Genomic DNA, 14,005 nt, shown 5'->3' with positions numbered 1-14,005 from the left:
TTATAAAAATAAAAAAGGTCCGATGTTAAAATTCTACATTTTTTCTATTAATCCATTTTTCCAATTTAGTGCGTCATCAATATTGTTGAAATATTTTAGCTTCTTTTCGAAAAACTTACTTTCTAATTCTGTAAGTTTTTGCTGTCTGTGATCCTTAGAAACAACTGCAATACCTAGTAGGTTTTCAATCTTTTCAGTTTCATGATATACAGTAGGGTCAACAGAATATGAATTAACTCTATTAGAAATATATACAAAAGGCTTGTTGTCAAAGTATTTACGAACAAATTCTAACAATAATTTGTTATGCTCTGGAGTTACTAAAAAGCCTTCAGCTATAGTATTTATTAATAGATTTTCTTGGATTTCAACTTTAGCGAAACCTAAATCATAGAATTTGTTCATCAATAATTACAAAACTATTATTTAAGTATGGTTAATTGTCAATTAATTTACGATAAAACTATTAATTATAAAAATTAACTAAGTGAGTATTTTGAAAAGGAGATAGCTAATTTCTTATTTTATAAATGTTTGTTCTAGGATTTCATCTTTCCATTTTAATGCTGATTCTAAGTTGTCGAATTGTCTAAACTCTTTGTTGAAAAAGGTTTTTTCGAGCTTAGTCAGTATTTTTTGTATGGGATCATTTGATACTACGGCAAATCCGGCAAGATTCTTAATTTTTGCCGTTTCCAGATAAATAGTTGGATTTACAGAATAAGAATGAACCCGATGTGTTATGTATACGAAGTTTCTGTTACTGTAATGTTTTCTTACCATTTCAAGTAAAACATCATTGTGTTCCGGAGAAACAATAATACCTTCATTCATAGTTACTTTTATGTGATCGTTGTAGATTTCTACAAGACCGAAATCGAATTGGTATGATGTAATCATTTGGGGTTCTGGTTTAAGAGCGGCAAATATATGATAATTGACATTTAATTAAGAAATTTAAAATCTTATTTTGGGGTTTTTCCCTTGATTTTGTTTTCTTAAAGATTAATGAATAGTATTTCTAATAATTAGAAGTTTTAATCTTGTTCGTTAAGTATTTCATCTTTCCAGGTTAGAGCAGCTTCCATATTGGTAAAATGTTTAAATTTTTTATTGAAGAAAGTCTTTTCTATCTGAGTTTGATTTTTTTGAATAGGATTGTCGGATACCACAGCAAGTCCGACTAGAGTCTTAATCTTTGCAGTTTCTAAATACACAGTTGGATCTATGGAGTATGAATAGATTCTATGTGTTATGTATACAAAAGCTTTATTTTTAAAATGATTTTCTACCATTTCCAACAATATATTGTTGTCGTCAGGCGATACAGTGATTCCTTCATTAATAATTACTTTTATATAATCATCGTATATCTCGGCGAGCCCAAAATCTGTTTTATAAGAAGTGATCATTAGATTTTGTTTATGAAGTAAATATATACTTTTAATGGATTAAAAGATAAGCTTTTTCCGATTACGTAAAGATGAAATGAAAATTTTAAGAAGTGTTTTATCCGTTAAAAAGAGGTTTTTTTGAGTAAGTTTGATTTTGGTTTTAAGGGAAATAAAAAAACTTCCTTCTGTAGAGAAGGAAGTTTCTAATAGTTCATTTTAATCTAGTACTTTAAGATTCTGTAGACTCTTCAGCCTTTTTTATATTTATAATTAATTCGTTTGAATTGTCATCCAGATCCATAAAAATACTATCGCCTTCTCGTAGTTGGGCATTAATGATTTCTTCTGCTAAAACGTCTTCAATATATTTTTGAATTGCTCTTTTTAGAGGTCTGGCTCCATATTGCTTATCAAATCCCTTTTCGGTTATATAATCCTTGGCTTTGTCACTTAATGATAATTGATATCCAAGGCCCTTAATCCTTCCATAAAGTTTTGCCAATTCGATATCGATAATCTTATGGATATCCTCACGTTCTAATGCATTAAATACAATCACATCATCAACCCGGTTTAAGAATTCAGGTGCGAAAGCTTTTTTCAATGCACTTTCGATAACACCTTTGGCATAATTGTCTGATTGTGTCTTTTTTGCAGTGGTACCAAAACCAACACCTTGTCCAAAGTCTTTTAATTTACGAGCTCCTATATTGGATGTCATTATAATAATTGCATTTCTGAAATCAATCTTACGTCCAAGACTGTCTGTAAGATATCCGTCATCTAATACCTGTAGCATCATATTAAATACATCTGGATGAGCTTTTTCAATTTCATCTAGTAGGATAACAGCATAAGGTTTTCTTCTCACTTTCTCAGTAAGTTGTCCACCTTCTTCATATCCAACATACCCTGGAGGAGCTCCGATAAGTCTTGACACTGCAAACTTTTCCATGTACTCACTCATGTCGATACGTATGAGTGCATCTTCACTGTCAAAAAGTTCTCTTGCTAATACTTTGGCAAGTTGGGTTTTACCCACACCTGTTTGTCCGAGAAATATAAAAGAACCAATTGGTTTGTTTGGATCTTTAAGACCAGCTCTATTACGCTGTATAGCTTTTACAACTTTTGATACAGCTTCGTCCTGACCAATTACCTTACCTTTGATTAGGTTTGGTAATTCTGCAAGCTTATTACTCTCTGTTTGGGCGATTCTGTTTACAGGGATTCCGGTCATCATCGATACCACATCTGCTACATTTTCTTCGTTGACGGTTTCCTTATGAAGCTTAGAATCTTTTTCCCACTGTTCTTGTGCCTGACTTAATTCTTTTTCAAGATTTTTTTCGTCATCACGAAGCTTAGCAGCTTCTTCATACTTCTGCTTTTTTACTACACTATTTTTGAGTTCTCGAACTTCTTCAAGTTTTTTCTCTAAGTCAAGAATTTTTTTAGGTACATCTATATTCGTGATATGCACTCTAGATCCTGCTTCATCCAGAGCATCTATAGCCTTGTCCGGCAAAAAACGATCAGTCATATATCTGTTGGTAAGCTTTACACAAGCTTGAATAGCTTCGTCTGTATAACTCACATTATGGTGTTCTTCGTATTTTTCCTTAATGTTATTAAGGATCTCTATCGTTTCTTCTATATTGGTAGGCTCTACTATTACTTTTTGAAAACGTCTTTCTAGAGCGCCATCTTTTTCTATGTACTGTCGATACTCATCTAGTGTAGTCGCACCAATACATTGAATTTCTCCTCTTGCAAGAGCGGGCTTAAACATGTTGGACGCATCTAAGCTTCCTGTTGCGCCACCAGCACCAACAATAGTATGAATCTCATCAATAAAAAGAATAATATCATCATTCTTCTCCAATTCATTCATTACAGCCTTCATTCGTTCTTCAAATTGGCCACGGTATTTTGTGCCTGCTACCAAACTGGCTAAATCAAGTGTTACAACACGTTTGTCGAATAAGATTCTGGATACTTTTCTTTTTACAATTCGAAGTGCTAATCCTTCTGCTATTGCAGACTTACCAACACCAGGTTCACCAATAAGAAGCGGGTTGTTTTTCTTTCTTCTACTTAAGATTTGAGAAACCCGTTCTATTTCCTTAGCTCTACCAACTACTGGATCTAGTTTTCCTTCTTCTGCCATTGCAGTTAAATCTCTTCCAAAATTATCTAAAACCGGAGTTTTAGATTTTTTATTTGCTTTGGCACCACCGGTTGGCGAATTGAAAGGATTTTCTTTTGCCGCATCCCCTGTCATATCATCATCGTCAGAAAATGATTCTGCCTTAGGGTTTTCTATGTACTCTTCTTCGTTAGCAATCATAAATTTAAATTGATCTTTAACATTATCATAATCTACTTTTAGCTTATTTAACAGCTTTGTAGTTGGATCGTTTTCGTTTCTTAATATACACAATAATAAGTGTGCTGTATTTATAGAAGAACTTTGAAATAACTTTGCTTCTAAAAACGTTGTTTTCAATGCTCTTTCTGCCTGTCTCGTTAAGTGCAAATTCTTTTTTTCATTTGTTGCTACTGCCACATTGGGGTTTGCAGGACTAAGTATTTCAACTTTTCTTCTCAGATTTGTTAAATCTATGTCTAACGCATCAAGAATACTAATTGCCTTTCCGCTTCCATCACGTAGTAGTCCTAGCATAAGATGTTCTGTTCCAATAAAATCGTGCCCTAATCGTAAAGCTTCTTCCTTACTGTATGCAATAACATCCTTGACTCTTGGTGAAAAATTATCATCCATATAATTAGTTTCTTTCTTTTTCTTGTTTCTTTATTACTAAATATAGTAATTTTTAAAATTACATTGGCAAAAACTATTCCTTTTAACCATCATTAACAGATAAGCTGACAAAAATGCTTTTTGTGTCATAGTTTTCGTAAAAATAAGCCAATCTAATTAAGGATTATACAAAAACCAAATTTTGTAATTACCGGTTCTCTGAGTAAATAGACAAAAAAAGCATTAATAATCAAAATCTATATTACTAGACTTATTAACCATCTAGGTCGTTTTGGTTGTTAATAAATTACGTATATTAGAAAGGTAATAGCGTGTTAAAACCGTCTTAATTTACTTAAATTAGCGCGTTTAATAAAATCAATTTTAGAATAAAATAATTTTTATGGCAGAAGGAGAAAAGCTAATACCTATCAATATAGAGGATGAGATGAAGTCTGCATACATCGATTATTCGATGTCCGTGATTGTATCACGAGCACTTCCAGATGTAAGAGACGGTCTTAAACCCGTGCATAGAAGAGTCTTATATGGTATGTATGAGTTAGGTGTTAAAGCCAATAGTGCTCATAAGAAATCAGCAAGGATAGTAGGAGAGGTTCTTGGTAAATACCATCCACACGGGGATACTTCAGTTTATGACACTATGGTTCGTATGGCTCAGGAATGGAGTTTGCGATATATGTTGGTAGATGGTCAAGGTAACTTTGGTTCTGTAGATGGTGATAGTCCTGCAGCAATGCGTTATACAGAAGCAAGAATGCGTAAGATATCAGAAGACATGCTTGCTGATATTGAAAAAGATACTGTTGATCACACATTTAATTTTGATGATACGTTACAGGAGCCAACGGTGCTACCAAGTAGGGTGCCCGGTCTTCTAATTAATGGAGCATCGGGTATTGCGGTTGGAATGGCGACAAATATGCCTCCACACAATCTTAGTGAAGTAGTTGATGGTACGATTGCTTATATTGAGAATAATGACATAGAGATCGATGAGCTTATCCAGCATATAAAAGCACCCGATTTTCCAACTGGAGGTACCATTTATGGTTACGACGGAGTAAGAGAAGCTTTTAAAACGGGTCGTGGTCGTATCGTAATCCGGGCCAAAGCAAGTTTTGAAGAAGTAAATGGAAGAGAATGTATCATTGTATCTGAAATCCCTTATCAAGTAAATAAGGCAGATATGATCAAGAAAACTGCCGATCTTGTTAACGATAAAAAGATTGATGGTATATCTTCGATCCGAGATGAATCAGACAGAAAGGGAATGCGTATTGTATATATCTTGAAAAGGGATGCAATACCTAATATTGTACTTAATCTTTTATATAAATATACCGCATTACAATCTTCTTTTAGTGTTAATAATATAGCGCTTGTAAAAGGGAGACCTCAGTTATTGAATGTAAAGGAGATGATTCATTATTTTGTAGAGCACAGACACGAAGTTGTTGTGCGTAGAACAAAATATGAACTAAGAAAAGCAGAGGAAAGAGCACACATACTGGAAGGATTAATTATCGCTTCAGATAACATTGATGAGGTCATCAAATTAATCAGAGCTTCTTCTAATGCAGACGAAGCCAGACAAAAACTTATTGATCGATTTAAGCTTACAGAAATTCAGGCAAAAGCAATTGTAGAGATGCGTCTAAGACAATTAACCGGTCTGGAGCAAGATAAGTTGCGTGCTGAGTATGAGGAATTAATGAAAACTATTGAAGATCTTAAAGATATTCTCGACAAAAAAGAACGTCGAATGAATATCATCAAAGAAGAACTTCTTGAGGTTAAAGAAAAATATGGAGATGCTCGTCGTTCTCAAATAGAGTATGCAGGAGGAGATTTAAGCATCGAAGATATGATACCTAATGAGAAGGTAGTAATTACTATTTCTCATGCTGGGTATATAAAAAGAACATCACTTACAGAGTATAAGAAACAAAATAGAGGAGGGGTTGGTCAAAAAGGTAGTACTACTCGTAACGAGGACTTCCTGGAGCATTTATTTGTTGGTACCAATCACCAATATATGTTGTTTTTTACCCAAAAAGGAAAATGTTTCTGGATGCGGGTTTATGAAATTCCTGAAGGAAGTAAAACCTCTAAAGGAAGAGCTATTCAAAATCTTATCAATATAGAAAGCGATGACAAAGTAAAAGCATTTATCTGTACGCAGGACTTAAAAGATGAAGAATATATCAATTCTCATTATGTCATAATGGCGACTAAAAAAGGTCAGGTAAAAAAGACGTCTTTAGAACAATACTCTAGACCACGTACAAATGGTATTAATGCAATTACTATTAAAGAAGATGATGAATTGTTAGAAGCTAAACTCACTGATGGTAAGAGTCAAGTGATGCTAGCGGTTAAATCCGGTAAAGCAATTCGATTCGAAGAAGAAAAAACCAGACCAATGGGACGAGGAGCATCTGGTGTGAGAGGGATCCGTCTTGCCGATGATAACGACGAAGTAATCGGAATGGTAGCTGTTAATGATATGGAAAGTAATATTTTGGTAGTTTCTGAAAATGGATATGGTAAGCGTTCGAAGTTAGAGGACTACAGAGTTACAAATAGAGGCGGGAAAGGCGTAAAAACAATATCTGTTACAGATAAGACAGGAAAATTAGTGGCGATTAAGAACGTTACAGATTCAGATGATCTTATGATAATCAACAAATCTGGTATCGCTATTAGACTATCAGTAGAAGATTTAAGAGTGATGGGGCGTGCTACTCAGGGAGTTCGTTTAATTAATCTTAAAGGTAAGGATTCCATCGCTGCGGTAGCCAAAGTAATGCACGATGAAGATGATGTTGAAGATATTGATGGTGATATTGAAGAAATTGACATATCTTTGCAAAATGAAGAAGATACATCGGATGGCACGACTATTGATGAATCAACAAATGAATAAAAAGAATCCCTAAAAAGAAAAGAGGAATGAGAACTAAGTTTATTGTAGCATTTTTTTTAACCATTGGTGCTATAGGTTTTTCACAAAAGAAAGCAATCAGCGCTGCCAAAAAGGCATTGAAATCTGGTAACCTAGAAGTTGCTAATGAAGCCTTAACATCTGCAGAAGGTCAACTGGAAGCCGCAGATGACAAGATGAAAGCACAATTCTATTTGATTAAAGGTCAAGTTGCTGCTGCGTCAAAAGAAAAATCATTAGCAAATACTGAAAAGGCTGCAATGGCCTATGCAAAAGTATTAGAGATCGAAAAGGCTTCAGGTAGTAACAAATATTCTGGAGAAGCAGATAAAGGAATACAGGAAATACGTCAAGCTTTAGTGAACGAGGCGGTGGCTGATCAAAAGGCAGGAAACAATACAGCGGCTGCCGAAAAACTTTATTTAGGTTACAGAACTAAAAAAAGTGACACTTCGTTTCTTTATTTTGCTGCTTCCAATGCTGTAAATGGTAAAGACTATGATACAGCGTTAAAGTACTATAACGAGTTAATTGATCTTGGTTATAAAGGAATTGAAAATAAATATACAGCTACTAACAAAGAAACTGGAGAAGTAGATCCTTTTGATTCTAAAGAATTGAGAGATTTTTCTGTTAAAGCAGGTACTCATATCAAGCCAGAAGTTACCCAAACTAAATCTAGACAAGCAGAAATCACAAAAAACATAGCACTTATTTATATTACCCAAGGTAAGGATGAAGAAGCTATAAAGGCGATGGAAGCTGCAAAAAAACAAAATCCAAATGATCCTGCACTGATGCAAGAAGAGGCTAATATGTTTTATAAGTTAGGTAACCTTACTAAGTATCAAGAGCTGATGCAACAAATTGTTGCTAATGATCCTGAAAACCCTAATTTATTATATAACTTAGGTGTAAGTGCTTCGAAATTAGGTGATAATGATAAAGCAATAGAATATTATAAAAAAGCTTTAGAGATAAAACCTGATTATGCATCTGCTCAAATTAATATCTCATCTATAATAATTAACAAAGCTAATTCATTAAATGATGAAATGAACAGTCTTGGTGGATCTTCTGCTGATTATAAAAGATTTGATGAACTAAAAAAACAGAAACAGGATCTTTATAAAGAAGCTGTTCCTTATTTAGAAGGTGCTTTAGAATCTAAACCAGATAATGTTGAAGCAGTACGTACGCTGATGCAGATTTTTTATCAGTTAGATGATCCTAAAGCTGAGGATATGAAAAATAAATTGAAAGCTTTAGAAGGAGGTAACTAATTTAATTTATAAAGTTTTTAAATAATAAAAAGTGCGTATCATTATTGATACGCACTTTTTATTTTATTTCAATTTGTTCTTAATAGTTTACCAAAGGACGTTCCAGCAGCTGAATGTTACTATGCAGGCGCTCACGTACAATATTCATCATTCTTTTATTTAATGAAGAGGAATTTTGAATATATGTTGTGTATTCATCTACAGTAAACTGACCGATAATCATCCCTTTTAAACTATTTCTGAATTTCATATCCTTCTGTATTGCGTTATCAATAAAGACTAAACGTTTTTCTAAGCTTAATTCATAAAAAGTATTTTTTCTCTTTTTAATATAATTTATAAAAACTGCAACCAGTAATTCTCCCTGAAGTTTAATTATAGGTCTGATTGTTTGGTTCTGAAACTGTTCATCCTTAGACATGTTTTCAGATACTCTTGCATTTAAAATTTGTGGCCTCATTGCCAATAAATTTGATTCCCTGTTTTCCATAATAAAGAGTGTTTACTAAAATTAATTAAATGTTTTATCCGAAATCAGTTGTCCTTTGTTTAGTTGTAAACGACTTATGAACAGTGTATATTTTCAATAAGTAAGTTTTATTAAAAAAAGAAGTCCCAAAAAAGGGACTTCTTTTTCTACTTTAATTTAATTAAGAGTTTCTTATTTAAGAAACTCTTCTTTAGTTTGAATCTCTATTGATCCTGCATTAGTTTTCTCTAAGTATTTCTTTAATTTATTGATATGCTTGGCTTCAATTTTTTGGTAAGACGTCTGGGCTTCCAGTAATCTTGTTTCCAATACTTCCTTATTTTCGAGTTGTGCGTAAGAAGGCTTTTCAAAATTATTAGCAACATCGCTATATAAATTTGAAAGTTTTTCACGTAATTGAGGTTCTGCTTCTGCTACATAACTGTCACCAGTGGTTACTACTAATGTTTCTTTTAGTGAGTTTAATTCACTGATCACCGCAGATGTCGTTTTTTTAGCTTTTGGATCTTTGTCCGCTACTTCTTCAGCTTTCTTTAAAGTCTCATCAATTCTATACACTAGATATGCAAGATCTTCCATATCATCAAATAACTCTTTCGTAATTTTAGACTGTAAGTCTCTTTCTGCTGAAGTAATAATAGAATTAGGATCATTCTTAATGGTAATCTGGGTTTCATAGGTGTTTTTTCCTTTTGTTAGAACCACTTTATAAGTACCAGCATTAACTCTAGGAGCCGTAAACCCCCCAAATGTAAATGTTTTACCGGCAGCCACTTTAGGTGCTTTTTTCCTGAAATCCCAATTTACAATATTTATTCCTTTGGACTTGCTAGGAACTAAAGAGACCACTTCATTTCCATTTTGATCCTGAATAGCCAATGTCATTTTACCAAAAGTATGTCTCTTCTTCAGATAATAAATGATCTGTGCAGAACTTCTAGGATTCTCTCCAACAAATTGTAACTCTGTGCTACCGCCACCAAATCCACCTTCTTCTTTCATTGCAAAAGGCTTCGTGTTAAAAAAGTGTACATCTTTTTTTAATACATCTTGATTAATTTGACGGAGAGGAGAGATATCGTCAATAATTATGACCCCTCTACCGTGTGTTCCTAACACAAGGTCGTTAGTTTTTTTCTGTAAATCGATAAAATGTACAGCAGTTGCAGGCATATTGTTAGTAAATCTAGACCAATTCTTTCCGCCATCTATGGTTATAAATAGTCCAAATTCTGTTCCTAAATAAAGTAAATCTTTATTCTCGTAATCTTCCTGAATGTTTCTGGCAAAGCCTACAATATCATCAGTGACTAAAGATGTCCAGGAGTTACCAAAATCTGTAGTCTTGTAGACATATGGTTTCATATCATTTTGAGCATGTCCGTCAAATACGGCATAAGCCGTACCTTTATCGTGGCTACTTGCCTCTATATGGTAGACCCAGGTGTTTTTTGGTAACCCTTGAATATTAGCTACTGTATTTGTCCAGGTGGTTCCTCCATTTTGAGTCACTTGAACGTTTCCGTCATCTGTTCCAACCCAGATTACTTTTTCGTCTAAAGGTGATTCTGCAATAGTAAAAATGGTAGTATGTGTTTCTGCACCTGATTTATCGGCAGAAATTCCTCCTGATTCTTTATCTTGTTTTGCAGGATCGTTTGTAGTTAAATCCGGAGAAATGATTTTCCAATTATCACCCATGTCTTCACTTATATGCAGAAACTGACTTCCCATATAGAATCTATCGGGCTTGTGAGTGCTTATTGCCATCGGAGCATTCCAGTTAAATCTTAGGTCTGCTTTTCCTTTTACATTAAGAGGTTTTACATCTTTGGTGCTATTTTTTTCAATATCATATCTCCAAACACTTTGTGCACCTTGCATTTCGGAATAAATGATCTTTTTTGTTGGATGCCTTAATACTCTAAATCCATCTCCAACACCAACTCGATTCCAATCCCTAGCCTCAATACCTCCCGGAGAAGATGATGGTCCATACCAAGATCCGTTATCTTGTAATCCACCATATACATTATATGGTTCTTCGTTATCTACACTGATATGATAGAATTGAGAAAGAGGTAAGTTATCTACAATATCTAGGGTAGCGCCTCCATCCCAACTCCTGTAAACACCGCCATCGGTTCCCACATACATTCTGTCAGAATTATTGATGTCAAAAGTTATATCGTGAATATCCGAATGCATGTTACCCAAATTTTTAAAGGTTTTTCCGCCGTCTCTAGAAATGGAACCAGAGAGACCTCCTTTAACAACAATATCCGGATTTTTGGGATCTACAACAATTCTGGAGAAATAAAAGGGTCTTACAACTAATCCAAAATCTCCATTAAGTAGTTTCCAATTGGCTCCTGCATCTTCAGATTTATAAAGTCCTTTATCCTCTTTACTTTCTACAACTGCATATACAATTTTGGAGTTCGAAGGAGCAATAGCTAGGGCAAATCGTCCTAGGTCTCCTTTTGGAAATCCATTATGTATCTTATTCCAGGTTTTTCCGGCATCTGTTGATTTATATAAGGCACTATTAGGTCCCCCAGAATTAAAATCCCAAGCTGTTCTTCTAAATTCCCACATTGCTGCATAGAGGGTATTCGGATCATTTGGATCCATGAGCAATTCACTGGCACCAGTTTTTTGATCTACATAAAGGATCTTTTCCCAAGTTTCTCCACCGTCTGTAGTTTTATATACACCTCGTTCTTCACTATCTCCCCATAGTGCCCCCAAGACACCTACGTATACTTCCTTCGAATTATTAGGATTAATTTCTATACTACTTATTCTCTCCGAATTTTCAAATCCAACTTTTTTCCAGTTGGCACCACCATCTGTAGACTTGTATAATCCATCTCCGACAGAAACACTATTTCTGGTCCATATTTCCCCAGTTCCAACCCATATAGTATTGTCAGGATCGCTGGGATCAACCGCTACAACTCCTATAGATTGTGCGTAATCATCAAATATGGGGGCAAAACTTGCACCTCCGTTAGATGATTTCCAGACTCCACCACCTGCAGTTCCAGCATAAATTATTCGATCATTGGTTGGATGATTTTCTAGGTCAATGATCCTACCACTCATCAGAGCAGGCCCTATATGCCTTGCTTCTAATTTCCCAAAAAGTTCTTTGCCTTTAAGGACAATATCTTGAGCTTGTATTCCTAATGAACATATAACGCTAAGCCCGGCGATTATAATTTTTTTCTTCATAATTATTTTTGATTGATTTGTAATTTATATGAAAAAAAATCCCCATTTCATTGGGGATTTAAAATATATATGATCGTTTATTTTTTCTCAGGGAAGGCAAATTTTGCGCTGTCAACCTCTGGATTAAGTTTAATTTCCTTGAAACTCATAGTTTGAAAATCACTACCAATAGTAAAAGGAAAATAAACACCATTCACTTCTTGGTAGTCACTTAATGATGTTTTGATTGTCTGACCTTTTGCAGGACCTTGGTTTAGTTGTGTCTCCATTATAATTGGAACAAAATTTTCAGTATCAAAATAATAGTGCGCGATGTTTGGTAACGATTGACCGTCTACAATAATTGGATCTTTGGTAATTTTAATTTTAAATGTCTCAGTACCATCTACCGTTTCTTTTCCAACTAATTCTACTTCATATCCTTTCTCTTTGTAATTTAGAAAAGGATCAGGGAAATCTTTGGTTTGCTTCTTCATGTTTTCAGTCGTTTCATTATCACTTTTTTCAGCTTCCATCGTCATCTGATTTCTCTGCCAAGAAGTATTACCATCAAAAGCAGACCAGATCATCTTATTTCCTTGTAATTCAATAGTGATTAATTGCTTACCATCTTTGGTAGATACTTGCTCAAAAGGAATTTCCATTCCTTGCATTTTCATCACCCCAACCATTTCTACTCCTTCTAGTTTTTCCCAGTTTTCTTTTCCACCGGTATTTTCTAGGTAATTCGCAATAATTTCATCAGCAGTTTGAGCATTTGCAGGAGCAATAATTGCTATAATCAATGCTACAATAAACGATTTTAAAGTATTCATTTTGTGTTTTTTAATGTTGTTACTGTAAAGTTAGTCATTCGAATCCTATTTTTGTTACACTATTTATTTCAATATTTTTTAAATTTTTTTCATAATGCAATTCGGAAAAGTAGAACACCCTGAAGATATAGATTTTACATTACCTGAAGATCATAAGGATACTTCAAAAGTCTTAAAAAAAGCAAGTCATAAGCAGTTATCTGTATATGTTGGTTGTGCTAAATGGAATAAACAAGATTTGAAGGGATTCTATCCAAGAGGTACAAAAGATGAATTACATTACTATTCAAGACAATTTAATTCCATAGAATTAAATGCTACGTTTTATAGAATTTTTCCTGAGGATCAATTTAAAAAATGGTATGATAAGACTCCAGATGGATTTAAATTTTTTCCTAAACTAGTTCAGAATATTTCTCATCTCAAACGACTCAATGAGGATGTACAGCCATATGTAGATCAATATTTGGCGAGCGCTATTCATTTAAAAGAAAAGTTAGGAACTATTTTTTTACAAATGCACAGTAATTTTTCTCCTAAATACTTTGATAGAGTAATTAATTTTGTAGATAGATGGCCAAAAGAGTTGCGATTGGCCATAGAATTTAGGCATACAGATTGGTTTAATGATTATACTGTTGCCAGCGAACTTTATGATTTACTGGAGAATAATAATATTGCAAATATTATCACGGATTCCGCAGGAAGAAGGGATTTGCTTCATATGAGACTTACCAATAAAGAAGCATTTATTCGATATGTAGGGGCAAATCACGAAACAGATTATACCAGGTTGGTAGACTGGGTTAGTAGATTAAAATCTTGGAAAAATCAAGGAATAGAAGATATTCACTTTTTTGTTCATCAAAATATCGAGAAAGAATCCCCTCTCTTATCCAAATATTTCATTGAATTACTCAATAAGAATGTAGGAACTGACCTCAGTCTACCGAACCATTCATCTGACGGAGCTACGTTATTTGGGTGATAATTCACCAAAAAATGAACTATAACACGTAGTTGTAGGTCAAATCGGATTATAAAATGTTAAAAT

General features: G+C 34.0%; 10 protein-coding genes. 3 read left to right on the top strand and 7 right to left on the bottom strand.

Annotated features, from left to right (window positions below):
• Positions 1-33 precede the first annotated feature (33 nt).
• The 4 genes from ACE94K_RS18415 to ACE94K_RS18400 form a co-directional block, all read right to left on the bottom strand.
• Complete coding sequence (locus ACE94K_RS18415; RefSeq protein WP_378175815.1) at positions 34-405, bottom strand: STAS/SEC14 domain-containing protein; 372 nt, start codon at positions 403-405, stop codon at positions 34-36.
• 114 nt (positions 406-519) lie between these two features.
• Positions 520-900 (bottom strand): hypothetical protein, encoded by a 381-nt coding sequence (locus tag ACE94K_RS18410; protein WP_378175812.1) that lies wholly within the window; start codon positions 898-900, stop codon positions 520-522.
• A 137-nt stretch (positions 901-1,037) separates the two neighbouring features.
• Entirely contained in the window at positions 1,038-1,412 is a 375-nt protein-coding gene (locus ACE94K_RS18405; RefSeq protein WP_378175809.1) for a hypothetical protein, read from the bottom strand.
• A gap of 211 nt (positions 1,413-1,623) precedes the next feature.
• A complete protein-coding gene (locus ACE94K_RS18400; protein ID WP_378175806.1) occupies positions 1,624-4,179 on the bottom strand; it encodes an ATP-dependent Clp protease ATP-binding subunit in 2,556 nt (851 codons plus the stop codon).
• A 382-nt stretch (positions 4,180-4,561) separates the two neighbouring features.
• Here ACE94K_RS18400 and gyrA point away from each other — a divergent pair, with 382 nt between their 5' ends.
• Both gyrA and ACE94K_RS18390 read left to right on the top strand, forming a co-directional pair.
• Positions 4,562-7,108: a DNA gyrase subunit A gene (gyrA, locus tag ACE94K_RS18395; RefSeq protein ID WP_378175803.1), complete on the top strand. Its 2,547-nt coding sequence runs from the start codon at positions 4,562-4,564 to the stop codon at positions 7,106-7,108.
• 26 nt (positions 7,109-7,134) lie between these two features.
• On the top strand, positions 7,135-8,409 hold the full coding sequence (locus ACE94K_RS18390) for a tetratricopeptide repeat protein (protein WP_378175801.1): 1,275 nt from the start codon (positions 7,135-7,137) through the stop codon (positions 8,407-8,409).
• Positions 8,410-8,488: 79 nt separating this feature from the next.
• Here ACE94K_RS18390 and ACE94K_RS18385 read toward each other — a convergent pair whose 3' ends face one another.
• From ACE94K_RS18385 to ACE94K_RS18375, 3 genes are all read right to left on the bottom strand, one after another.
• Entirely contained in the window at positions 8,489-8,899 is a 411-nt protein-coding gene (locus ACE94K_RS18385) for a glyoxalase (protein ID WP_378175798.1), read from the bottom strand.
• A gap of 171 nt (positions 8,900-9,070) precedes the next feature.
• Entirely contained in the window at positions 9,071-12,136 is a 3,066-nt protein-coding gene (locus ACE94K_RS18380; protein ID WP_378175796.1) for a WD40/YVTN/BNR-like repeat-containing protein, read from the bottom strand.
• 77 nt (positions 12,137-12,213) lie between these two features.
• The gene (locus ACE94K_RS18375) at positions 12,214-12,951 is read right to left on the bottom strand and encodes an outer membrane lipoprotein-sorting protein (protein WP_378175793.1); all 738 of its coding nucleotides are present in this window, start codon (positions 12,949-12,951) and stop codon (positions 12,214-12,216) included.
• Between the two features lie 94 nt (positions 12,952-13,045).
• On the opposite strand from ACE94K_RS18375, the gene ACE94K_RS18370 reads away from it, so the two are divergent.
• Positions 13,046-13,939, top strand: a complete 894-nt coding sequence (locus ACE94K_RS18370; protein WP_378175790.1) for a DUF72 domain-containing protein — start codon at positions 13,046-13,048, stop codon at positions 13,937-13,939.
• Positions 13,940-14,005 lie beyond the last annotated feature (66 nt).

It is taken from the genome of Aquimarina besae (assembly GCF_042434905.1).
Lineage (GTDB): Bacteria > Bacteroidota > Bacteroidia > Flavobacteriales > Flavobacteriaceae > Aquimarina.
Note: the sequence above shows the minus strand (reverse complement) of the source record. Positions and strands in the feature narration are given on the sequence as shown.

What these genes read in the sequence shown, in the direction of transcription:
- ACE94K_RS18415 (WP_378175815.1), bottom strand. Translation starts at nt 405, where the DNA reads ATGAACAAATTCTATGATTTAGGTTTCGCTAAAGTTGAAATCCAAGAA.
- ACE94K_RS18410 (WP_378175812.1), bottom strand. Translation starts at nt 900, where the DNA reads ATGATTACATCATACCAATTCGATTTCGGTCTTGTAGAAATCTACAAC.
- ACE94K_RS18405 (WP_378175809.1), bottom strand. Translation starts at nt 1,412, where the DNA reads ATGATCACTTCTTATAAAACAGATTTTGGGCTCGCCGAGATATACGAT.
- ACE94K_RS18400 (WP_378175806.1), bottom strand. Translation starts at nt 4,179, where the DNA reads ATGGATGATAATTTTTCACCAAGAGTCAAGGATGTTATTGCATACAGT.
- gyrA (WP_378175803.1), top strand. Translation starts at nt 4,562, where the DNA reads ATGGCAGAAGGAGAAAAGCTAATACCTATCAATATAGAGGATGAGATG.
- ACE94K_RS18390 (WP_378175801.1), top strand. Translation starts at nt 7,135, where the DNA reads ATGAGAACTAAGTTTATTGTAGCATTTTTTTTAACCATTGGTGCTATA.
- ACE94K_RS18385 (WP_378175798.1), bottom strand. Translation starts at nt 8,899, where the DNA reads ATGGAAAACAGGGAATCAAATTTATTGGCAATGAGGCCACAAATTTTA.
- ACE94K_RS18380 (WP_378175796.1), bottom strand. Translation starts at nt 12,136, where the DNA reads ATGAAGAAAAAAATTATAATCGCCGGGCTTAGCGTTATATGTTCATTA.
- ACE94K_RS18375 (WP_378175793.1), bottom strand. Translation starts at nt 12,951, where the DNA reads ATGAATACTTTAAAATCGTTTATTGTAGCATTGATTATAGCAATTATT.
- ACE94K_RS18370 (WP_378175790.1), top strand. Translation starts at nt 13,046, where the DNA reads ATGCAATTCGGAAAAGTAGAACACCCTGAAGATATAGATTTTACATTA.